General features: G+C 67.0%; 17 protein-coding genes. 1 reads left to right on the top strand and 16 read right to left on the bottom strand.

Annotated elements, in window-relative coordinates; genetic code table 11:
• Window positions 1–4 precede the first annotated feature (4 nt).
• A complete protein-coding gene (locus AB4Z48_RS05525; protein ID WP_441612877.1) occupies window positions 5–1,000 on the bottom strand; it encodes a tripartite tricarboxylate transporter substrate binding protein BugE in 996 nt (331 codons plus the stop codon).
• A gap of 160 nt (window positions 1,001–1,160) precedes the next feature.
• Here AB4Z48_RS05525 and AB4Z48_RS05520 point away from each other — a divergent pair, with 160 nt between their 5' ends.
• The gene (locus AB4Z48_RS05520; RefSeq protein ID WP_441612876.1) at window positions 1,161–2,105 is read left to right on the top strand and encodes a LysR substrate-binding domain-containing protein; all 945 of its coding nucleotides are present in this window, start codon (window positions 1,161–1,163) and stop codon (window positions 2,103–2,105) included.
• A gap of 276 nt (window positions 2,106–2,381) precedes the next feature.
• On the opposite strand, the gene AB4Z48_RS05515 is transcribed toward AB4Z48_RS05520, so the two are convergent.
• From AB4Z48_RS05515 to AB4Z48_RS05445, 15 genes are all read right to left on the bottom strand, one after another.
• Window positions 2,382–3,125 (bottom strand): ABC transporter ATP-binding protein, encoded by a 744-nt coding sequence (locus tag AB4Z48_RS05515; protein ID WP_441612875.1) that lies wholly within the window; start codon window positions 3,123–3,125, stop codon window positions 2,382–2,384.
• 9 nt (window positions 3,126–3,134) lie between these two features.
• A complete protein-coding gene (locus AB4Z48_RS05510) occupies window positions 3,135–5,021 on the bottom strand; it encodes a branched-chain amino acid ABC transporter ATP-binding protein/permease (protein ID WP_441612874.1) in 1,887 nt (628 codons plus the stop codon).
• A gap of 10 nt (window positions 5,022–5,031) precedes the next feature.
• Window positions 5,032–6,084 carry a branched-chain amino acid ABC transporter permease gene (locus AB4Z48_RS05505; protein ID WP_441612873.1) on the bottom strand — a complete coding sequence of 351 codons (1,053 nt, stop codon included), beginning with the start codon at window positions 6,082–6,084 and terminating at the stop codon, window positions 5,032–5,034.
• A 415-nt stretch (window positions 6,085–6,499) separates the two neighbouring features.
• Window positions 6,500–7,651: an ABC transporter substrate-binding protein gene (locus AB4Z48_RS05500; protein ID WP_441612872.1), complete on the bottom strand. Its 1,152-nt coding sequence runs from the start codon at window positions 7,649–7,651 to the stop codon at window positions 6,500–6,502.
• Window positions 7,652–8,031: 380 nt separating this feature from the next.
• The gene (locus tag AB4Z48_RS05495) at window positions 8,032–8,790 is read right to left on the bottom strand and encodes a sulfite exporter TauE/SafE family protein (RefSeq protein ID WP_441612871.1); all 759 of its coding nucleotides are present in this window, start codon (window positions 8,788–8,790) and stop codon (window positions 8,032–8,034) included.
• A 101-nt stretch (window positions 8,791–8,891) separates the two neighbouring features.
• Window positions 8,892–9,446: a hypothetical protein gene (locus tag AB4Z48_RS05490; RefSeq protein WP_441612870.1), complete on the bottom strand. Its 555-nt coding sequence runs from the start codon at window positions 9,444–9,446 to the stop codon at window positions 8,892–8,894.
• A 296-nt stretch (window positions 9,447–9,742) separates the two neighbouring features.
• The gene (locus AB4Z48_RS05485; RefSeq protein WP_441612869.1) at window positions 9,743–10,771 is read right to left on the bottom strand and encodes a branched-chain amino acid ABC transporter permease; all 1,029 of its coding nucleotides are present in this window, start codon (window positions 10,769–10,771) and stop codon (window positions 9,743–9,745) included.
• Complete coding sequence (locus tag AB4Z48_RS05480) at window positions 10,771–11,655, bottom strand: branched-chain amino acid ABC transporter permease (protein WP_441612868.1); 885 nt, start codon at window positions 11,653–11,655, stop codon at window positions 10,771–10,773. The genes AB4Z48_RS05485 and AB4Z48_RS05480 overlap by 1 nt, the downstream gene beginning before the upstream one ends.
• Before the next feature lie 132 nt (window positions 11,656–11,787).
• Window positions 11,788–12,996, bottom strand: a complete 1,209-nt coding sequence (locus AB4Z48_RS05475; protein WP_441612867.1) for an ABC transporter substrate-binding protein — start codon at window positions 12,994–12,996, stop codon at window positions 11,788–11,790.
• Window positions 12,997–13,095: 99 nt separating this feature from the next.
• The gene (locus AB4Z48_RS05470; RefSeq protein WP_441612866.1) at window positions 13,096–13,821 is read right to left on the bottom strand and encodes an ABC transporter ATP-binding protein; all 726 of its coding nucleotides are present in this window, start codon (window positions 13,819–13,821) and stop codon (window positions 13,096–13,098) included.
• A gap of 9 nt (window positions 13,822–13,830) precedes the next feature.
• Window positions 13,831–14,607, bottom strand: a complete 777-nt coding sequence (locus tag AB4Z48_RS05465; protein ID WP_441612865.1) for an ABC transporter ATP-binding protein — start codon at window positions 14,605–14,607, stop codon at window positions 13,831–13,833.
• A 311-nt stretch (window positions 14,608–14,918) separates the two neighbouring features.
• On the bottom strand, window positions 14,919–16,661 hold the full coding sequence (locus AB4Z48_RS05460; protein ID WP_441612864.1) for a GMC family oxidoreductase: 1,743 nt from the start codon (window positions 16,659–16,661) through the stop codon (window positions 14,919–14,921).
• Window positions 16,662–16,791: 130 nt separating this feature from the next.
• Window positions 16,792–17,751 (bottom strand): alpha/beta hydrolase, encoded by a 960-nt coding sequence (locus AB4Z48_RS05455; RefSeq protein WP_441612863.1) that lies wholly within the window; start codon window positions 17,749–17,751, stop codon window positions 16,792–16,794.
• Window positions 17,752–17,800: 49 nt separating this feature from the next.
• Window positions 17,801–18,307 carry a Cu(I)-responsive transcriptional regulator gene (gene cueR / locus AB4Z48_RS05450; protein WP_441612862.1) on the bottom strand — a complete coding sequence of 169 codons (507 nt, stop codon included), beginning with the start codon at window positions 18,305–18,307 and terminating at the stop codon, window positions 17,801–17,803.
• Window positions 18,304–20,763: a heavy metal translocating P-type ATPase gene (locus tag AB4Z48_RS05445; RefSeq protein ID WP_441612861.1), complete on the bottom strand. Its 2,460-nt coding sequence runs from the start codon at window positions 20,761–20,763 to the stop codon at window positions 18,304–18,306. Before AB4Z48_RS05445 ends, cueR begins: the two co-directional genes overlap by 4 nt.
• Window positions 20,764–20,936 lie beyond the last annotated feature (173 nt).

Below are 20,936 nucleotides of genomic sequence, written 5' to 3'. Positions count from 1 at the left end.
GCGATCAGTCCAGCTTGATGTTGGCTGCCTTGGCCACGCGTGCGTAGCGTGCCATGGCTTGCTGGATCTGCACCTTGAATCCGTCCGGCGTGGTCGGCACCAGGGTGCCACCCGACTCCTCCACCTTGCGCTTGAACTCCGGATTCAGCATGGCCTTGTGGACAGCGCGGTTGAGCTTGTCGACGATCGCCGGCGGCGTTCCTGCCGGCGCCACGATGCCGAACCAGCCGCCATCGCCCATCTCCTTGTAGCCCAGTTCGGCGTAGGTCGGCACATCGGGCAGCTGCGGCGAGCGGGTCGCGCCCAGCACGGCCAGCGCGCGCAGGCGCCCCGATTTCACGTGGGGAAGCGTGGATGAGAGGTTGTCCGTGATGGCGTTCACCTGCCCTGCCACCGCATCGTTGAGCGCCAGCCCCGCGCCCTTGTAAGGCACGTGCAGCAGATCGATCTTGGCCAGCATCATGAAGTTCTCGATATTGGCGTGACCGAGCGAGCCGGCCCCCGGGGAAGCAAAGCTGTACTTGCCCGGGTTGGCACGCGCCAGCGCGATGAACTCCTGCATGGTCCTGGCAGGTACGCTGGGATGCACGGCAAAGACGCTCGGGATCGCCACGACATTGGTCACCGGCGCGAAATCCTTGAGCGGATCGTAGTTCAGCTTGGCGAACACCGCCGGATTGGAGCCGTGCGTGCTGACCGTCGCCATGCCGATGGTGTAGCCGTCCGGGGCCGCGCGCGCGACCTGCTCCATGCCCAGCGAACCGCCCGCGCCTCCCTTGTTCTCCACCACGATAGACTGGCCCAGTTCACGGCCGCCGAACTCCGCTACCAGGCGTGCCGACAGGTCGGTCGAGCCACCGGCGGCGAACGGCACGATCAGGCGGATCGGGCGATTGGGATAGGCGGCCTGTGCCAGCGCACCGCCGGCACCGGCTGCGCCAATGGTGGCTGCCAGGCACGACAGGACTAGGCGCCTGCGCGACTGCTGGGCTCGGTTCATGAAGACGTTCTCCTTGGCTTTATCTGAGCAAGTCTGAGTAAGTCGCCAAGTGTCGGGCAGTTTACCGGTGACGCACAAACGACTATATTGCACGATTGCATTACCAAAGCTCATCGTCAGTTCACCTCCCACTGGTCTGCTCCCGGACCCGCCCTCCCCCATGCGGCTGCGCTCACCGTCGATGTCCGAACTGCATGCCTTTGCCGCGGCCGCCCGGCTGGGGAGCTTCACGCGGGCGGCAGAGGATCTGTGTGTGACGCAGGGTGCCATCAGCCGCGCCATTGCCCGGCTCGAGGCGCATTTCGGCATTTCCCTGCTCCAGCGCAACGCCCACCGCCTGACCCTGACGGACGCTGGCCGGCAGCTGCTGGAGTCGGTGGCCGGTCCGCTGGCGGCGATCGAAAGCGCCAGCGCAGCCCTGCTCTCGCGCGACCGCCGGCATCACCTCACCCTTTCCGCCGTACCCACCCTGGCCAGCGTCTGGCTGGTACCGCGGCTGCCGGCGTTCCACCGCCGCCATCCCGACATCCGCCTCGATTTCGTGCCCTACCGTCGCGACGAGGACTTCTCCGGGCCGGCCCCCGACGCCGCCATCCTGCCCGGCACCGCTGACCACTGGCCAGGCCTGCAATGCGACTACGTGATCGGCAGCGAGGTCGTGCCCATCTGCCATCCCGACCGCGCCCGCGCGCGCCGCGAAGCCGGGCGCTGGTCCAGCCCCGCCGCACTGCTGGACGAACCCCTGCTGTTCCACACCACCGCACCGGCCAACTGGCAGCACTGGCTGGAGGCTGCGGGCGTACCCAGTGCTGCGCCCGCGCTCGCCACGGGCTTCGACCAGGTCTCGATCCTGGTGCAGGCGGTCAAGGCGGATATGGGCGTGGCAGTGCTGCAGCGCTGCCTGGTGCGCGAGGAGATCGAATCCGGGCGCGTGGTAGCGCCGTTCGACCTGCCGATCCGGCTGACGCGCGGCTACTTCCTGTGCACGCCGCGCGAGCGGCATTCGTACCCGGCGCTGGCGTGCTTCAGGGAGTGGTTGCTCGAGACGGCAGCCCAGGACCCCGATGTGAAGGGTGTCCAGGCTCAATATTCGCCGGATAGATGATTATCTTTTAATTTTGATGTCTCAAAGTCGTACTGCGAATGAAATCGGTATCGTCAACACTTCGTTGTCATTGCGACGAATTTCAATGCAGCAATTCTGAGCAAGTACATTCATCCAGTGAATATTTAGCGTACCAATCGCTGCGCTCTCGCCGGGGCCGAGCCCTTCCGCCCAATGCCACCGACCTTCCCGGAGTCGAATCCGCCGCACAAATAAATAACGACGAGCTTGGCCCGCCGTTATTCATCCCGGGAATTTTAGACGCCGATTGAAGGCTCAGGCCGCCTTTTTCGCCAGTCCCAGGTACGTCTCGATCACCTTCGGATTCGCTGCCAGTTCCTCCGCCGGTCCTTCCATGGCCATGTCCCCGGTTTCGATGACATAGCCGTAGTCGGCCACCTGCAGCGCTGCCCGCGCGTTCTGCTCGATCAGCAGCGTCGCCACGCCGGTTCTGCGCAGATCGTTGATGATGTGGAAAATCTCCTTCACGATCAGCGGCGCCAGCCCGAGGCTGGGCTCGTCCAGCATCAACAGCTGCGGCTTGGCCATCAGCGCGCGGCCCACCGCCAGCATCTGGCGCTCGCCGCCGGAGAGCGTGCCCGCATCCTGCCGGGCGCGCTCCTTCAGCCGTGGGAACAGGCCATAGACGACCTCCATCTGATCGAGGAAGTTCTTCTCGCCGGCACGCTTGCGGCGGTATGCGCCAAGCACCAGGTTGTCTGCCACGCTCATCGAGGCAAACAGCTCGCGCTTCTCCGGGACCAGGCACATGCCGCGCGCGACCCGCCCTTCCACGGGCAGGCCGGCCATGTCGTGGCCGAGGTAGCTGACCGTGCCGGACGACGAGCCGCTGACCGGCAGCGCGCCCATGATGGCGTTGAGCATGGTGGACTTGCCCGCGCCGTTGGGACCGATCACCGTGACAATCTGGCCGGCCTCCACCTTGAGGCCGGCGCCGTGCACGGCCTCCACCTTGCCATAGCGCACATGGAGGTCTTTCACTTCGAGGATCAGGCTCATCTCTTTTCCTTACTCCACGCCACCGAGATAGGCTTCGAGAACCGCGGGGTTCTTCTGCACGTCCTCGGGCACGCCTTCCGCGATGCGCGTACCAAATTCCATCACCACCAGGCGGTCGGTGAGGTTCATGACGAAGTCCATGTCGTGCTCGACCAGCAGCACGCTCATGCCTTCGCCCTTGAGCTTCTTCAGCAACTCGGCCAGTGCCTGCTTTTCCTTGTAGCGCAGGCCCGCGGCGGGCTCGTCGAGCAGCAGCAGCGCGGGATCGCAACACAGCGCGCGGGCGATCTCGAGGATGCGCTGCTGGCCCAGTGCCAGGCTGCCGGCTTCCATGTACATGCAGTCGGCCAGGCCCACGCGCTCGAGCTGCCGCGCGGCTTCATGCAGCAGCTTGTCTTCCTCGCCGCGGTTCATGCGCAGGATGGCAGCCGTGACGCCGCCCTGCGCAGCGAAGTCGCCGCGCAGGTGCGCGCCGATTGCCACGTTCTCGAGCACCGTCATGGTCGGCAGCAGATGCACGTGCTGGAAGGTGCGGCCGATGCCGCGCTTGACGATTTCGCGCGACGGCAGCCCGGAGATCGCCTCGCCGCGGTAGCGCACTTCGCCGCGCGTCACGGGCAGCACGCCGGTGACGAGATTGAAGGTAGTGGACTTGCCCGCGCCATTGGGGCCGATCAGCCCTACGATCTCGCCGGCGCGCACCTGGAAGCTGACATCGTTGACCGCCACCAGCCCGCCGAACTCCTTGCGCGCGGCCTGCAAGTCGAGGATCAGCTCGCCTGCCTGCGGCTTCGCGCGCAGCGGCAGCGGCTCCGCCTGCGCGGGCGCCAGCACCGGCGGCCCGCCGGGCACCAGCTTGCGGATAAAAGGCCAGATGCCATCGCGTGCGTACTGCAGCAGCAGCACCATCAGCACGCCGAACACGATCGTCTCGAAGTTGCCGTTGGCGCCGAGCAGCTTGGGCAGCACGCCTTGCAGGACGTCCTTCAGGATGGTGAGGATGCCGGCGCCGAGCACCGCGCCCCACACATGCCCCACGCCGCCCACCACGGCCATGAACAGGTACTCGATGCCGTAGTTCAGGCCGAACGGCGTCGGGTTCACCGCGCGCTGCAGGTGCGCGTAGAGGAAGCCCGAGATGCAGGCCAGCACGGCGGCCACCACGAAGATCACTACCTTCATCCACGCCGTGTTCACGCCCATTGCCTCGGCCATGGTGCCGCCGCCCTTGAGCGCGCGGATGGCGCGGCCCGGACGCGAGTTGAGCAGGTTCTGCATGGCGATCACCGCCAGCAGCACCACGGCCCAGATCAGGTAGAACATCGAGCGGCCCGAAGCCAGCTCGATGCCAAGCACGTGCAGCACGGGGATGCCGTTCAGACCATCGTACTTGCCGAGGAACTCCAGGTTGCCGAACAGGAAGAACAGCGACAAGCCCCATGCGATGGTGGCCAGCGGCAGATAGTGCCCGGACATGCGCATGGTGATCAGCCCGATCACATAGGCCGACCCCATCGTGATCGCCAGTCCCACCAGCAGGCCAAGCCACGGAGACAGCCCGAACTGCGTGGTGAGGTACGCCGTGCTGTACGCGCCGAGGCCGACGAACGCAGCCTGCCCGAACGACGTCATGCCGCCCACGCCGGTGAGCAGCACCAGCCCGATGGCGACGATGCTGTACAGGCCGATGTAGTTGCCCAGCGTGATCCAGAATTCAGGCGTGGGCAGCACCGGCAGCAGCGCCAGCACCACCGCGAAGGCCAGCAGGAAAAGCCGGTTGCGTCCGGCGGAGTTTGTCCGGCGGGTCCTGTTGCCGGTCGCGCCCGCGCTGCCCGCCGCGCCGGTGCCGGCCACGGCGCTCTTGCCATTCGCATTCTTGGCGTTTGCATTACTCATGGCCTGCTCCTTATTCTTCGTCTTCCACATGCTTGCTGTTCAGCGAGCGCCACAGCAGCACGGGCAGGATCAGGGTGAACACGATGACCTCCTTGAAGGCACTGGCCCAGAAGGAGGAATAGGATTCGAGCAGGCCCACGAGAATGGCACCCGCGGCAGCCACGGGATAGCTCACCAGGCCGCCCACGATGGCGCCGACGAAGCCCTTCAGGCCGATCAGGAAGCCGGATTCGTAGTAGACCGTGGTCAGCGGTGCGATCAGGATCCCGCACAGCGCGCCCATCGCCGCGGCCAGCGTGAACGACAGGCGCCCGGCCTGCGTGGTGCCGATGCCGACCAGGCGCGCGCCGAGCCGGTTGACCGCGGTGGCGCGCAGCGCCTTGCCCGCGATGGTGCGCTCGAAGTAGAAATACAGTGCGGCGATCAGCAAGCCGGAGACGCCCACCACCCACAGGCTCTGTCCCGATACCGTCAGGCTGCCCACGTCGAAGCGCATCTCCGAGAACGCCGTGGTGCGCGAGCCCTCGGCCCCGAACATCACCAGGCCGAGGCCCACCAGCGCGAAGTGCACGCCCACCGAGACGATCAACAGGACCAGCGTGCTGGCCTCGGCCAGCGGCTGGTAGGCCAGGCGGTACAGCATTGGCCCCAGCGGCACCACGATCAGCAAGGTCAGTGCAATCTGCGCTGCCATCGGCATCGGTTGCGCGGCATATTGTTGTGCCAGCACATGCACCGCGAGCGGGAACACCAGGTACTTGCCCGCCAGCACCGCGAACCGTGTGCCCGCGGTTCGGCGCAGTTCGGCGCTGCGCAGCACGGTGACGGCCTCGTAGAGAAAGGTGAGCACGCCCATGGCAAGCAGCAGCCAGCTGCTCTGCGGCGCATGGCCGGCCTGGATCGCCGCCAGCGTGAGCGCGCCATAGGCGACGAATTCACCCTGCGGAATGAAGATGACGCGGGTCACCGAGAACACCAGCACCAGGGCCAGCGCCAGCAGCGCGTAGATGGCGCCCGAGGTGATCCCGTCCTGCGCCAGGATGGCGGCGATCGAGAGGTCCATTGTCTCCCCGTATTTTGTTGGTGCGTCCGGCCGGCGAGGAATGCCGGCTGGCGCGAATCACGGATTACGAAATAGTAAACAAATTACGCATAGCACAAATCCCGACCAACCCTAGCTTGCGCGGTGCGGCAAGCCCAGGGTCGGCTCCGAGCGCCGATCCGCATACACGGTTCGGGCAGCGTATTCGCAGCGCAGCACGGCCGCCATGCACCTTTGCGGCTTTGCGGCTTTGCGGCTTTGCGGTTTCCCGGCGTGGCGCAGCAATTCATTAACACGTTAAAGATCGTGCATGACGGAAACGGTGTCAAGTACGGGATTGCCTGTAGACCGCGCCACGCGTCCCGCGCTCGCGGCACAAACAAAAAGGGCGCATGGCTGAGCATGCGCCCTTTTTGCGGCTACCCCCGAAGCCAACCTACTTGGTCTGCAGCTTCCACTTGCCGTCCGTGATCAGCACCATCACGCGCGAGCGCTGGTCCAGCCCGAGGTGGTCGGTCGGCGTCATGTTCATGATGCCGTGGGAGATCGGCAGTTCCTTGGTCTGCTCCATGGCATCGCGCAGCGCCTTGCGGAATTCCTTGGTGCCAGGCTGGCCCTTCTTCAGTGCCTCGGGAATGGCCCGCTGCAGCAGCAACCCCGCGTCCCAGGCGTGGCCGCCGAAGGTGGAAACCTGGCCGCCAAAGGCCTTCTCGTAGGCCGTCTTGTAGGCCATGGCGGGCTTCTTCACCGGGTTGCTGTCCGGCAGCTGCTCGGCCACCAGCAGCGGGCCGGCAGGCAGGAAGGTGCCTTCGCAATCCTTGCCGCAGACACGCAGGAAGTCCGCATTGGCAACACCGTGGGTCTGGTAGATCTTGCCCTTCCAGCCGCGCTCCTTGAGCGCCTTGGCCGGCAGTGCGGCGGGCGTACCCGAACCAGCGATCAGCACCGCGTCGGGATTGGCGGCCATCATCTTCAGTACCTGGCCGGTGACCGATGTATCGGTGCGCGCAAAGCGTTCGTTGGCCACCACCTTGATCTTGCGCATCTCGCCGACCTTGGCGAATTCCTGCGCCCAGCTGTCGCCATAGGCATCCGCGAAGCCGATGAAGGCCACCGTCTTCACGTTGTTGTTGGTCATGTGCTCGGCAATGGCGGTCGCCATGTGCGAGTCGTTCTGCGGCGTCTTGAAGACCCAGGCGCGCTTGGCGTCCATCGGCTCGATGATGCGCGCCGAGGCGGCCAGCGTGATCATCGGCGTCTCGTTCTCGGCCACCACGTCCACCATCGCCAGCGAATTCGGCGTCACGGTCGAACCCACCACCACATCGACCTTGTCCTCGCTGATCAGCTTGCGCGTGTTCTTGACGGCGGTAGTGGTATCGGAGGCATCGTCGAGCACGATGTACTCGATCTTCTTGCCGGCGATTTCCTTCGGCAGCAGCGAGATCGTGTTCTTTTCCGGGATGCCCAGCGAAGCCGCCGGTCCCGTGGCCGAAACCGTCACCCCCACCTTGACCTGAGCGTTGGCGGTGCCCGCGCACAAGGCGGCGGCGGCGAGAGCCAACAGGCTGGCGCGCTTGAATGTCATCGTGTCTCCTTCCATAGCGGCAAACGGAAAAGGCATCCGTGCCGGCTTCCGGCCGGTCGGATGCCTCAATCTGGTCTTCTTGTCTTTGTATGCTTGCGGTGTCCTTGCGGACCCGTGTCCAGGCGCAACGCCGGCGCCTGCCTGCTGCCCGGTGCGCGCGGAACCAGTCCGCACCACACCGCGATCTCCCGTCCTGCGCGTTTCCCCGGCGGCGCGCTGCGCCACCCGGTGCCGCTCATTCACCGACCGCACGGTCGAAAATGCGTAGCGAGTCTAACAATAGCGATATGGGCCGGAAAGCCGGATTAACCCGGAGCGCCGCCAGGGTGCGGCACGCCACGCGACACGCCACGAGAATCCGGCGGCCGCGCCCTGCCCGCTCAGTGCCCGAAGGCATCCCATGCGGTCTTCACGATCAGCGCCGCCACCACCACGATGAAGACGCGGCGCACGAAGCCGCTGCCATGCTTGAGCGCGAGGCGGCTGCCCAGCTGGCTGCCGGCGACGTTCGCCACCGCCATCACCAGGCCGAGCTGCCACCATACGTGGCCCTTGGCCGCCAGCAGCAGCAAGGCCGCCAGGTTGGTGGCAAGGTTGACCACCTTGGTCGATGCCGACGCATGCAGGAAGTCATAGCCGAACACCCGTACGAACACGATCATCAGGAAGCTGCCAGTGCCGGGTCCGAACACGCCATCGTAGAAGCCGATTGCCGCCCCCGCGAGCAGCGCTGCCGCGCGCTCCTTGCTGCCCGAAAGCGTGGGCGCATGCTCGGTGCCCAGGTTCTTCTTGGCCACCGTGTACACCAGCAGGATCACCAGCACGAACGGCAGCGACTTGCGCAGCGGCCCGGCGGGAATCAGCGTCAGCGCGTAGGCACCGGCCATCGAAAAGACAAAGGCCGACAGCATCGCCGGCATGGTCGCGCCCCAGTAGATGCGCACGCTGCGCCCGTAGCGCACCGCGGCGTTGGCCGTGCCCGCCAGCGAAGCCACCTTGTTGGTACCGATCAGGGTGGCCGGCGACATATCGGGATAGGCGGAGAACAGGGCGGGGATCTGCACCAGGCCGCCGCCACCGGCGACGGCATCGATCATGCCGGCCAGAAAAGCCGCGACCGCGAGAAACACGAAATCCATGGAACGCTCGGAAGACCAGGGAGGAGAAGAAGGGAAGGAAGGAGAGGCAACGCAGGAAGGCGACACGCCGGGACTGGCCTGCGGCAAGCCCCCGCCGCGTGTCAGCCGAGGTCTTTGTGCGCCGGTGCCAGATTGCAGTGCCACAAGCCGGCACACGGCACGAAGCCCGCTGCCTCGGCCTGCCGCACCGTCAGCAAGGCAGGCGACAGCAGCAAGTGCCGTACACCATGCGCGCGGCACCAGTCGGCCAGCAGGTCGCAGCACCCCTGGAAAAGCGCCGCATTCGCCACAGCCGCCGTACCCGTCTCTGCAACTGGCCGGGCCCACCATTCCGCCACGAACGCCGCGAGCCCGGCGAGCCCGAGATGCGGCACCAGCGTGACGGGCAAGCAGCCCAGCACTTGCTGCCCCGCTGCTTCCGCCACCACGCAAGCCCCGCGCTCCGGCCTGGCCAGCAGGCTCTCCACCAGCGCGCTCCGCGCGCGCGCGGCAGCCACCGGCAGCGGCCGGGCGGCCTGCAGCCAGTCGCTCAGCGCTGGCGCGTCGGCGGCGGTAGCAAGGCGGATATGGGGATACGAGCCGGCAGCGGAGGAAGCGTCCTCAGAAGGCGGTTTATGTGGCGCCGGAGGCACCGCTGATGGGAATTCGGGGGACATGGCAGGCGTCGGGGAGAGAAGCAGATTGTCTCATGTGGCCCTCGCCCTTCTTATGCCGATTCCGCATGGTGGCGTGCGATGCACCAGAAACAGGCATTAAAAAAGGCGTTGCCGGGGATCACCCGGCAACGCCCTCATCTTATATGACACTGCAGCCTAGTGACCGCGCGCCTGTCGTCTCCTCGCTTCCGCCTCCATTTAACCTGCGAAAACCGTATATGGAATGTAACTAAGCGGTGCGTTCCGAACAAGCTAGAAGAAACCCTAGCCCCAAAACCGGGCATGTTGCCCCGTAATCACTCCCGGGCCTTGCCGAAGCGCGCCAGCAGCTCTCCCATGATGCCGCGGCGGAAGGTCAGCACGCAGATCACGAAGATCACGCCAGTGACCATGGTCACCGATTCGCCCAGCGAACCAAACCACTCGATTCCGGTGAGCGAGGCGAGGAAGTTGCCGATATCGCCCAGCTTGTTCTCGAGTGCCACCACCACGAAGGCACCGACCAGGGGACCCGACAGCGTACCCAGCCCGCCCACCAGCGTCATCAGGATCACCGAGCCCGACATCGACCAGTGCACGTCGGTCAGCGTGGCAAAGCCCAGCACCAGCGCCTTGATGGATCCCGCCAGTCCCGACAGCGCCGCCGACAGCACAAATACCATCAGCTTGAAGCGGTCGGTGTCGTAGCCCAGCGAGATGGTACGCGGCTCGTTCTCCTTGATCGCCTTGAGGATCTGCCCGAACGGCGAATGGACCGTCCGCACGATCAGCGCGAATGCCAGCACGATGATCAGCAGCGCCACGTAGTACAGCGTCAGGTCGCTGGCCAGCGGCAGCACCCCGAACAGCTTGCCGCGCGGGATCCCCTGCAGGCCATCCTCGCCGCCGGTATAAGGCACCTGAAGGCAGAAGAAGAACAGCATCTGCGCCAGCGCCAGCGTGATCATCGCGAAGTAGATGCCCTGGCGCCGGATCGCGATCCAGCCCACCACGTAGCCGATCAGGGCGCCCGTCAGCGTACCCAGCACCAGGCCGACCTCCGGCGTCACGCCCCAGGCCTTCATGGCATGGCCGGCCATGTAGGCCGCGCCGCCGAAGAAGGCCGCATGGCCGAACGACAGCAGCCCGGTGTAGCCGATCAGCAGATTGAAGGCGCACGCGAACAGCGCGAAGCACAGCACCTTGAGCACGAACACCGGATACGCCCCGGCCATCGGCGCCACGATCAGCGCCACCAGCAACAATCCGTACCACAGTTTCTTCTGCACGCCCTGCCCCTGTCTTGTCTGCCCCGCGGCCACTGCCGCGCCCGATGGTTGGCTCATCACTTCTCCCTCCCGAACAGCCCGGCCGGGCGCAACATCAGTACGATGACCATGATGAAGAACACCACCGTGGAGGAGGCCTCGGGATAGAACACCTTGGTCAGGCCCTCGATCACGCCCAGCCCCAGGCCGGTCAGGATCGAACCCATGATGGAGCCCATGCCGCCGATCACCACCACCGCGAACACGATGATGATCAGGTTCTGCCCCATCAGCGGCGAGATCTGGATCACCGGTGCGGCCAGCACGCCGGCGAACGCCGCCAGCGCCACGCCGAAGCCGTAGGTCAGCGTCACCATCAGCGGCACGTTGACGCCGAATGCTTCCACCAGCTTGGGGTTCTCGGTGCCGGCGCGCAGGTAGGCGCCAAGCTTGGTCTTCTCGATCAGGAACCAGGTGGAGAAGCACACCACCAGCGAGGCCAGCACCACCCAGGCCCGGTAGTTGGGCAGGATCATGAAGCCGAGGTCGGTGGCGCCGGTCAGCAGTTCCGGTGGCGAATACGGCAGGCCGGACACGCCGTAGATCGAGCGGAAGATGCCTTCGACCACCAGCGTGATGCCCAGCGTGAGCAGCAGGCCGTAGATATGGTCGAGCTTGTAGATCCAGCGCAGCATGGTGCGCTCGATCAACACGCCGAGCAGCGCCACCACCAGCGGCGACAACACCAGCATCACCCAGTAGTTGAGCTCGAAGTAGTTCATGCCCATCCAGGCCAGCACCGCGCCAAGCATGAACAGCGCCCCGTGGGCGAAATTGATGACGTTGAGCAGGCCGAAGATCACCGCCAGGCCGAGGCTCAACATCGCATAGAAGGCACCGTTGACCAGCCCCAGCAGCAGCTGGGACAGCATGGCGGGCAGAGGAATACCGAAGATGTCCATCGCGGGCGTTACCGTTCGCGCACCAGCCGGGATTCGTCGTGGCCTCCCGGGAAGGCGCAGTCAAATGAAGCGAAGCCGCGGCGCCCGGGTCACGAGCCGCCGCGGCAGGGACAACACACTCAGCTCAGGCGCTTACTTCTTGAGCAGCGCGCACTTCGACTCCGCCACCGTGGCGAAAGCCTGGTCACCCGGAATGGTGGCGACCACCTTCAGGTAATCCCACGGCTTCTTCGATTCCGCCGGCGACTTCACTTGCATCAGGTACATGTCGTGGATGCCACGGCCGTCCTGGCGGATATAGCCCTTGGTGTAGAAGTCGTTGATCTTGGCCTTCTTCAGTTCGGCCATGACCTTGTCCGGATCGTCCGTCTTGGCCGTCTCCACCGCCTTCAGGTAGGTGCGGATGGCGGAGTAGTCGGCGGCCTGCAAGCTGCTCGGCATCTTCTTCATCTTGCCGAAGAAGCGGTTGGCGAACTTGCGGGTCTCGTCGTTCATGTCCCAGTACCAGCTGTCGGTCATCAGCAGGCCTTCGGTGTTCTTCAGCCCCAGGCTGTGCACGTCGTTGATGAACATCAGCAGCCCGGCGATCTTCATCGACTTGGTGATGCCGAATTCCTTGGCCGCCTTGATCGCGTTGATGGTGTCGCCGCCGGCATTGGCCAGGCCCAGGATCTGCGCCTTCGACGACTGCGCCTGCAGCAGGAAGGAGGAGAAGTCGGAGGCGTTGAGCGGATGGCGCACCTGGCCCACCACCGTGCCGCCGTTGGCCTTCACCACCGCGGCGGTATCCTGTTCCAGCGAGTGGCCGAAGGCATAGTCGGCGGTCAGGAAGAACCACGACTTGCCGCCCTGCTTGACCACCGCGCTGCCGGTGCCCTTGGCCAGCGCAATCGTGTCATACGCATAGTGCACCGTGTACGGCGAGCACTCTTCGTTGGTCAGGCGCGCCGAGCCTGCGCCGATGTTGAAGTAGACCCTCTTCTTCTCCGATGCGACCTTGGCCATGGCCAGGCCGGTAGCGGAGTTGGTGCCGCCCAGCAGCATGTCCAGGTTCTGCTGGTCCATCCACTCGCGCGCCTTCGAGGCGGCGATGTCGGCCTTGTTCTGGTGATCCGCCGAGACCAGTTCGATCGGCTTGCCCAGCACCTTGCCGCCGGCATCCTCGATCGCCATCTTGATGGCCTCGAGACCGCCCGGGCCGTCGATGTCGGCGTACAGGCCGGACATATCGGTGATGTAGCCGATCTTGACCGTATCGCCCGAGACCTGGGCCGAAGCCGAACCCATTGCCACGCCCGCTACGATAGCCGCCAGAGCAACCGCCAGCCGAGTCATCTTCATTGCTTGTCTCCTTAGTTTCGGCGGCCCTTGTCGCCACCCGTTCCTGCCCTAAAACAATGCCTGCGATGCATGCGCGCCATACCTGTCAGGCGCGCCGCATCAGACCCCAAGCAACTCGTTGAGCACCGGCATCTTGGCCTGCAGTTCCGCCGCGGCGAAACGCTCGACGATGGTGCCGTGCTCCATCACGTAAAACCGGTCGGCCAGCGGCGCGGCGAAGCGAAAGTTCTGCTCCACCATCACCACCGTGTAGCCCTTCTTCTTGAGCATCAGGATCATGCGCGCCAGCGCCTGCACGATCACCGGCGCGAGACCCTCGGAGATCTCGTCGAGCAGCAGCAGGTTGGCGCCGGTACGCAGGATGCGCCCCACCGCCAGCATCTGCTGCTCGCCGCCCGACAGGCGCGTGCCCTGGCTCTGGCGGCGCTCCTTCAGGTTGGGGAACATCTCGTAGATCTCGGCTTCGCTCATGCCGGCGCCGACGCCGCTGCCCTTGGCTTTGAGCAATGGCGGCAGCATCAGGTTTTCCTCGCACGACAAGCTGGCGAAGATGCCGCGCTCCTCCGGGCAGTAGCCGATGCCGCAGTGCGCGATCTTGTGTGTCGGCATGCCGATGGTCTCGGTGCCATTGACGCGGATCGAACCCTTGCGCTGGCCGGTCAGGCCCATGATGGCGCGCAGCGTGGTGGTGCGCCCGGCGCCGTTGCGGCCCAGCAGCGTGACCACCTCGCCGGGGTTCACGGTCAGGTCCACGCCGTGCAGGATGTGCGATTCGCCGTACCAGGCGTGCAGGTCCTTGATTTCAAGTGCGGGCGTTGTACTCATCCTGGCTCCTCAGTGCGCGCCCTGCAGTTCGGCCTCGACGGTGCCCATATAGGCTTCCATCACGCGCGGGTCTTTCGATACCTCGGCGTACGGCCCTTCGGCCAGGATCGCGCCGCGCTGCAATACGGTGATCTTGTCGGCGATCGACGACACCACGTTCATATTGTGTTCGACCATCAGGATGGTGCGTCCCACCGCGACCTTGCGGATCAGGTCGGTGACGCGCGCCACGTCCTCGTGGCCCATGCCCTGCGTGGGCTCGTCGAGCAGCATCAGCTCCGGCTCCATCGCCAGCGTGGTGGCGATCTCGAGCGCGCGCTTGCGGCCGTACGGCAGGTTGACGGTGACGATCTGCGCCGCGTCGGTCAGGCCGACCTGATCGAGCAGTTCCATGCCGCGCGCATTGAGCGCATCGAGCGTGCGCTCGCTGCTCCAGAAATGATAGGAAGTGCCGAGCTGCCGCTGCAGGCCGATACGCACGTTCTCCAGCACCGTCAGGTGCGGGAATACCGCCGAGATCTGGAACGAGCGGATCACGCCGCGCCGCGCGATCTGCGCCGGCTTCTCACGCGTGATGTCGATGCCGTTGAAGAGGATGGTCCCCGTGGTCGGCTCGAGAAACTTGGTCAGCAGGTTGAAGCATGTCGTCTTGCCGGCGCCGTTGGGGCCGATCAAGGCATGGATGGAGCCGCGCCGCACCTTCAGGTTGACGTCGCTCACCGCGGTGAACCCCTTGAATTCCTTGGTGAGGTTCCGCGTTTCCAGGATCGTGTCTTGCTCGTTCATGGTCTCCTGCCCGCCCTCTTGCTGCGGCACCGGCTTCTGGTCGGCACCGCCAAATGGTCAGAACCGTGGCGCTGTTTGCGCCACCACCGCACGAGTCACGCCAATCCAGTTGCGCTCCCCGTGGCTATTGCGGCTTGCACGCCGCTTCTCTTCTTGTCGCCGCCGCCCGGCATGCTCACCAAGGCGCGACGCGCCCTGGGAGGGGCGCGCCAATGTGAGCGCTGCTGCACGGCATATGGGCGTCTATTGTGTGCGTCTGCTGCGTCGCAAAACATCCGGGTTTGCACTGATTATGAAACATGAACCAGATGTCAGGTCTGTGTCGTGGCTCCGTCTTTCTCTTGACCCACGTCATTGAGCGTGCCGCGCGCGCGGGCTTCGGCGGAGGAAACCTGCAGATTGGCGGGCGCGGCCGGCGCCGCGCCCTCGCCCGCCGCGCCGGCCATGCGCCGGCGGCGGTCTTCCCGGATCATGTCGCTGGCGCGCTCGGCGATCATGATGGTGGGCGAATTGGTGTTGCCCGAGGTGATCAGCGGCATCACCGACGCATCGACCACGCGCAGCCCGTCGATGCCGATCACGCGCAGGCGCTGGTCGACTACCGCGCCCGGGTCGTCGGCGCGCCCCATGCGGCAAGTGCCGACCGGGTGGAAGATGGTGGTGCCGATCTCGCCGGCAGCCTGCGCCAGCTGTTCATCGGTCTCGAAAGCCGGGCCGGGCAGCCATTCCTGCGGCTTGTATGGCGCCAGCGCGGGCGAGGCCACGATGCGCCGCGTCAGCCGCAGCGAATCCGCCGCCACCTTGCGGTCCGCTTCGGTGGACAGGTAGTTCGGCGCGATCACCGGCGCCTTGCGGAAGTCGGGGTCGCCGATGTGCACGCTGCCGCGCGAGGTCGGGCGCAGGTTGCACACGCTCGCGGTAAACGCGTTGAAGCTGTGCAGCGGATCGCCGAACTTGTCGAGCGAGAGCGGCTGCACGTGATACTCCAGGTTGGCCCGGCCCTGCGCGGCATCCGAACGCGCGAAGGCGCCGAGCTGCGACGGCGCCATGCTCATCGGCCCGCTCTGGTTGATCGCGTACTGCAGGCCGATGCCCAGCTTGCCCCACCAGCTGCCCGCGCGCGTATTGAGCGTGCGCACGCCCTCCACCTTGACCACGGTGCGCAGCTGCAGGTGGTCCTGCAGGTTCTCGCCCACGCCCGGCAAGGCGTGGCGCACCGCGATCCCGAGCGCCTGCAGGCGTTCGGGTTGGCCGACGCCGGACAGCTCCAGCAGCTGTGGCGTATTGACCGCGCCGGCCGCCAGGATGACCTCCTCGCGCGCGGCCACCGCATGCGCGGTGCCGCCGCCGAGATAGGCCACGCCACTGCAGCGGCGGCCGTCGAAGCTCAGCGCGCTGACCTGCGCCCCGGTGACGATGGTCAGGTTGGGCCGTTCGGCCGCGCGGCGCAGGAAGGCCTTGGCGGTATTCCAGCGGATGCCGCGGCGCTGGTTGACCTCGAAGTAGCCCACGCCGAAATTGTCGCCGCGGTTGAAGTCCTCGGTGCGCGGGATGCCGGCCTGCTCGGCGGCTTCGATAAAGCGCTCCAGGATATCCCAGTGCAGCCGCTGCCCCTCGACCCGCCACTCGCCGCCGGCGCCGTGGAACTCGCTGGCGCCGCGATGATGGTCCTCGCTGCGCTTGAACAGCGGCAGCACGTTGTCCCAGCGCCAGCCGTCGTCGCCCGTCAGGCGCGCCCAGTCGTCATAGTCCTCGCGCTGGCCGCGCATGTAGATCATGCCGTTGATGGACGACGAGCCGCCCAGCACACGCCCGCGCGGATAGCCGAGCGCGCGGCCGTTGAGCCCGGCCTGCGCCGTGGTGCGGTACATCCAGTCGGTACGCGGGTTGCCGATGCAATACAGGTAGCCCACCGGGATATGGATCCAGTGATAGTCGTCGCGCCCGCCGGCTTCGAGCAGCAGCACGCTCACCTCGGGGTCCTGCGTCAGGCGGTTGGCCAGCACGCAGCCGGCCGATCCCGCGCCGACGATGATGTAGTCGTAAGTCTCCATGTTCTTGTCTTTGTCTGGCCTTGCGCCGCGAGTGGAAGGATTGAGGAAGGGCCTGCGCCCTGGCGCGGCCCGCCGTTCTTGGGCTACCGATGCGCGCGATGGTTCATCGCGCACGCCATCATGCACGCATTCACGCCTGTGGCTGCAGGTGCCTGCGCAGCCAGCCTGCCAGCACGTCGAACACCTGGCCACGCAGCGGCTGCGCCTCGTTGAAGATCTCGTGATAGGCGCTGTCGAACCAGTGCGCCTCGCACAGGTCGGGCGGCGCGCCTTCGGCGAAGCGCCGGCTACCGGCCGGGTCGACGATATGGTCGTCGCCGCCCACCAGCAGCAGCGCCGGGGCTTCCAGCATGGCCGCATCGGCCTGCGCCTGCGCCATGCCCTGGATGAAAGTCTCCAGCACGCTGGCGCTGATGGTGCCCTGCACCAGCGGATCGGCGCGGTACCGCGCCACCGCCGCCGCATCGTGCGACAGGTAGCGCGCATTGATCGGATTGGGTACGCGCAGGCGCGGCGCCAGCACCAGCAGCGTGCGATGCACCGCCAGCATCGCGCCGGACAGCCGCAGCGCCAGCGCCGGCGACGACAGCACCAGCGCCCGGATCGGCCGCACGCGTGCGGTGGCGAAGCGGGCCGCCACCAGGCCGCCCATGCTGTGGCCCAGCAGGAACGGCAGTTCCTGCCACTGGCCCACGGCCGCGTCGTGGATCTCGGTCAGGTCTTCGACATAGATATCGGGATGGCCGGCCACCATGCGCGGGCCACCGCTGGCACCGTGGCCGCGCTGGTCGTAGGCGCGCACGCGCAGGCCGAGGCCGCACAGCAGTTCGGCCACATGCTGGTAGCGCCCGCAATGCTCGGCCAGTCCGTGTACCAGCAGCAGCGAGCCGGTCGTCTCGGGAAACAAGGCAGGATCGGGCTGCCAGGTGCGCAGCAACAGTTCGGTGCCGTCGCGCATGCGTTGCCGGCTTTCGGTCGGCACCAGGGGCTGGGCGGGCTGCGCGGCCATGCCGGCACCCTCGCCGGCATGGCCGCCGGCACCGGCGCCCGGCAAGGGCTCGGCAGGGACAGCGGTACTCGGTTGGTCCATCCGGTTGGTCTCCATCTCCGTTCCGCCATGCTGCGCACCCACAACAGCGCTAGGCCGCCGTGCTGTCCTCGCCATGGCGATGGCAGGCAGGCATCCTCATTGCGCCATCGCCATCGCCATCGCCATCGCCATCGCCATCGCCTCCGCCGTCGCCGCCCTCGCCCTCGCCCGGCCGCGCCATGTCGGCCAGGATCGGGCAGTCGGGCCGGTCGTCGCCGCTGCAGGCCTCGGCCAGCTGGCGCAAGGTGTCGCGCATGGCGGCCAGTTCGGCGATACGCTGCTCGAGATCCGTCACGTGGCGCAAGGTGAGCGCCTTGACGTCGGCGCTGGCGCGCGCACGGTCGTGCCACAACGACAGCAGGCCGCGAATCTCGTCCAGCGAGAACCCGAGATTACGGGCACGCCGCACGAAGCGCAAGGTATGCACCGCGCGCTCGTCGTAGCGGCGGTAGCCGCCTTCGCTGCGCGGCGGCGCCGCCACCAGGCCGATCGACTCGTAGTGCCGGATCATCTTCGCGGAGACGCCTGAGGCCTGGGCCGCTTCACCGATATTCATACCTTCTCTCCCACCGGCTTCCAGCGCCGCAGCAGCAGTGCATTGCCGACCACGCTCACGCTGGAGAAAGCCATGGCCGCCCCCGCCACCACCGGGTTGAGCAGGCCGGCGGCCGCCAGCGGGATGCCGATCACATTGTAGAAGAAGGCCCAGAACAGGTTCTCGCGGATCTTGCGCACGGTGCGGTGCGAGATGCGCAGTGCATCGGCCACCAGCACCGGATCGCCGCGCATCAGCGTGATGCCGGCGGCATGCATGGCCACGTCGGTGCCGGTCGACATGGCGATGCCCACGTCGGCCGCGGCCAGTGCCGGCGCGTCGTTGATGCCGTCGCCCACCATCGCCACCACGGCCCCTCCCGCCTTGAGCGCGAGTACGCGCTCGGCCTTGTCGGCGGGCAGCACCTCCGCCTGCACTTCGTCCAGGCCAAGCGCCTGCGCCACGCGCGCAGCGGCGCCCTGGTTGTCGCCAGACAGCATCACGGTGCGCACGCCGGCGGCGCGCAGCCGCTCGATGGCGCGGCGCGCGCCAGGCTTGATGGCATCGCCGAAGGCCACCAGCCCCAGCACGCGCGGTGCATCCTGCGCGCTGGCGTCGATCAGCCATGACACCGTGCGCCCCTCGTCCTGCAGCGCGCGCGCGCGCGGCTCCAGCGCCCCTGCCGCCGCGCCCAGCGAGGCTCTCAGGCGCTCGCTGCCCAGTTGCAGCACCGCGCCGTCCACCGTGCCGGTCAGGCCCATGCCGGGCAAGGCGCGCACCGCGCCGGCCACCGGCGCCGTCACGCCGCGCGCGCGTGCCGCGGCCAGCACCGCGTGCGCCAGCGGATGCTCGCTGCCGGCCTGCAGCGCGGCCAGGCTGGCCAGCAAGCGCTCCTCGGCGCCCGCGCCGGCGTCGGCGGGTACCGCCAGCGCCACCACCTCGGGCTTGCCCACGGTGAGCGTGCCGGTCTTGTCGAAGGCGACCACCGTGACCCGGTGCGCAATTTCCAGCGCCTCCGCGTCCTTGATCAGGATGCCGGCACGCGCGCCCGCGCCGGTGCCGGCCATGATGGCGGTCGGCGTGGCCAGGCCCAGCGCGCACGGGCAGGCGATCACCAGTACCGCCACTGCATCGAGCAGGGCCGTTTCCCAGTTGCCGCCGATCACGCCCCAGCCCAGCAGCGTCAGCAGCGCGATGCCCAGCACCACCGGCACGAACACCGCGCTGACGCGATCCACCATGCGCTGGATCGGCGCCTTGGCCGCCTGCGCATGCTCGACCATGCGGATGATGCGCGCCAGCACCGTTTCCGCCCCCACCGCCACGGTGCGCGCCACCAGCCGGCCCTCATAGTTGATGGCGCCGCCGGTCAGGCGCGCGCCCGGCGCCTTGGGCACCGGCAGGCTCTCGCCGGTCAGCATCGATTCGTCGGCATGGCTGTTGCCTTCGATCACTTCGGCATCCACCGGCACGCGCGCGCCCGGCAGCACCACGATCTCGTCGCCCACCTGCACCGAGGCCAGCGGCACCGTGGTTTCGGCGCCGCCACGGCGCACGATGGCGCTGTCCGGGCGCAGCGCCGCCAGCGCGCGGATGGCGTCGGCGGTCTGGCGCTTGGCGCGCGTTTCCATCCACTTGCCCAGCCGCACCAGCGTGATCACCACCGCCGCGCTCTCGAAGTAGAGGTGCGGCATGCCGTCCGCGCCGCGCCACATCAGCCACAAGGACAAGCCGTAGGCCGCCGAGGTGCCCAGCGCGACCAGCAGGTCCATATTGCCCGCGCCGGCGCGCACCGCCTTCCAGCCCGCCTTGTAGAAGCGCCAGCCGAACACGAACTGCACGGGCGTGGCCAGCAGCCACTGCACCCACGCCGGCAGCATCCAGTGCACGCCGAACCACGCAAGCACCATCGGCGCCACCAGCGGCAGCGACAGCGCCGCCGAGATCGCCACCGGCCACGGACCGGACCAGAAGCCCTCGCCCGGCGCCGCGCCGGCCGGCTGCCCGCTGCTCACGGGCACGGCGCCATACCCTGCCCGCGTCACCGCCGCCGCCAGCGCGGCGGCATCCACCGCGCCGCGCAGCACGGTCACCGCGGCCTGCTCGGTGGCCAGGTTGACCTGGGCGTCGACGACGCCCGGCACGGCCTTCAGCGCGCGCTCCACGCGCGCCACGCAGGACGCGCAGGTCATATCGCTGATCGACAGGTCGATGGCCTGGCGCGGCACTTCGTAGCCGGCCGCCTTCACGGCCTCTGCCGCGGCCGGCAACACGGCCGCGCTGTCGGCCTGCAGCGTGGCCTCCTCAGTGGCGAGGTTGACCGCAACCTGGCGCACGCCGGGCACCTTGCCCAGCGCGATCTCGACACGCCGCACGCACGAGGCGCACGTCATGCCCCCAATGGGCAAACGCCATTCGGCATCCGGCGCGCCTGCTTTCGCGCCCGGCAGGGGGAGGGTCTGGGATTGAGCTGACATGGCTTTTGAGAGTGGTCCTGGTGACGACGAACTCATCATGGACCTTACCATGTTGGGAAGGTCAAGGCCGGATACAAGCAGCGAATCCGGCACGTCATGGCGCGGCGGATGCGGGCGAGAAAGCCCTTGCGCTTCCCACCATGGGAAGGTGCAAACTCCAGGCTAGATTGCAA

Source organism: Cupriavidus sp. 2TAF22 (genome assembly GCF_052115045.1).
Classification (GTDB): Bacteria; Pseudomonadota; Gammaproteobacteria; order Burkholderiales; family Burkholderiaceae; genus Cupriavidus.
The sequence above is the reverse complement of the archived record's forward strand: the minus strand, read 5'-3'. Positions and strand labels throughout refer to the sequence as shown.

Excerpts from the sequence above, each read along its gene's own strand:
- AB4Z48_RS05500 (WP_441612872.1), bottom strand. The coding sequence starts at position 7,651 with ATGACATTCAAGCGCGCCAGCCTGTTGGCTCTCGCCGCCGCCGCCTTG.
- AB4Z48_RS05485 (WP_441612869.1), bottom strand. The coding sequence starts at position 10,771 with ATGAGCCAACCATCGGGCGCGGCAGTGGCCGCGGGGCAGACAAGACAG.
- AB4Z48_RS05515 (WP_441612875.1), bottom strand. The coding sequence starts at position 3,125 with ATGAGCCTGATCCTCGAAGTGAAAGACCTCCATGTGCGCTATGGCAAG.
- AB4Z48_RS05510 (WP_441612874.1), bottom strand. The coding sequence starts at position 5,021 with ATGAGTAATGCAAACGCCAAGAATGCGAATGGCAAGAGCGCCGTGGCC.
- AB4Z48_RS05490 (WP_441612870.1), bottom strand. The coding sequence starts at position 9,446 with ATGTCCCCCGAATTCCCATCAGCGGTGCCTCCGGCGCCACATAAACCG.
- AB4Z48_RS05525 (WP_441612877.1), bottom strand. The coding sequence starts at position 1,000 with ATGAACCGAGCCCAGCAGTCGCGCAGGCGCCTAGTCCTGTCGTGCCTG.
- cueR (WP_441612862.1), bottom strand. The coding sequence starts at position 18,307 with ATGAATATCGGTGAAGCGGCCCAGGCCTCAGGCGTCTCCGCGAAGATG.
- AB4Z48_RS05495 (WP_441612871.1), bottom strand. The coding sequence starts at position 8,790 with ATGGATTTCGTGTTTCTCGCGGTCGCGGCTTTTCTGGCCGGCATGATC.
- AB4Z48_RS05505 (WP_441612873.1), bottom strand. The coding sequence starts at position 6,084 with ATGGACCTCTCGATCGCCGCCATCCTGGCGCAGGACGGGATCACCTCG.
- AB4Z48_RS05445 (WP_441612861.1), bottom strand. The coding sequence starts at position 20,763 with ATGTCAGCTCAATCCCAGACCCTCCCCCTGCCGGGCGCGAAAGCAGGC.
- AB4Z48_RS05475 (WP_441612867.1), bottom strand. The coding sequence starts at position 12,996 with ATGAAGATGACTCGGCTGGCGGTTGCTCTGGCGGCTATCGTAGCGGGC.
- AB4Z48_RS05460 (WP_441612864.1), bottom strand. The coding sequence starts at position 16,661 with ATGGAGACTTACGACTACATCATCGTCGGCGCGGGATCGGCCGGCTGC.
- AB4Z48_RS05470 (WP_441612866.1), bottom strand. The coding sequence starts at position 13,821 with ATGAGTACAACGCCCGCACTTGAAATCAAGGACCTGCACGCCTGGTAC.
- AB4Z48_RS05520 (WP_441612876.1), top strand. The coding sequence starts at position 1,161 with ATGCGGCTGCGCTCACCGTCGATGTCCGAACTGCATGCCTTTGCCGCG.
- AB4Z48_RS05455 (WP_441612863.1), bottom strand. The coding sequence starts at position 17,751 with ATGGACCAACCGAGTACCGCTGTCCCTGCCGAGCCCTTGCCGGGCGCC.
- AB4Z48_RS05480 (WP_441612868.1), bottom strand. The coding sequence starts at position 11,655 with ATGGACATCTTCGGTATTCCTCTGCCCGCCATGCTGTCCCAGCTGCTG.
- AB4Z48_RS05465 (WP_441612865.1), bottom strand. The coding sequence starts at position 14,607 with ATGAACGAGCAAGACACGATCCTGGAAACGCGGAACCTCACCAAGGAA.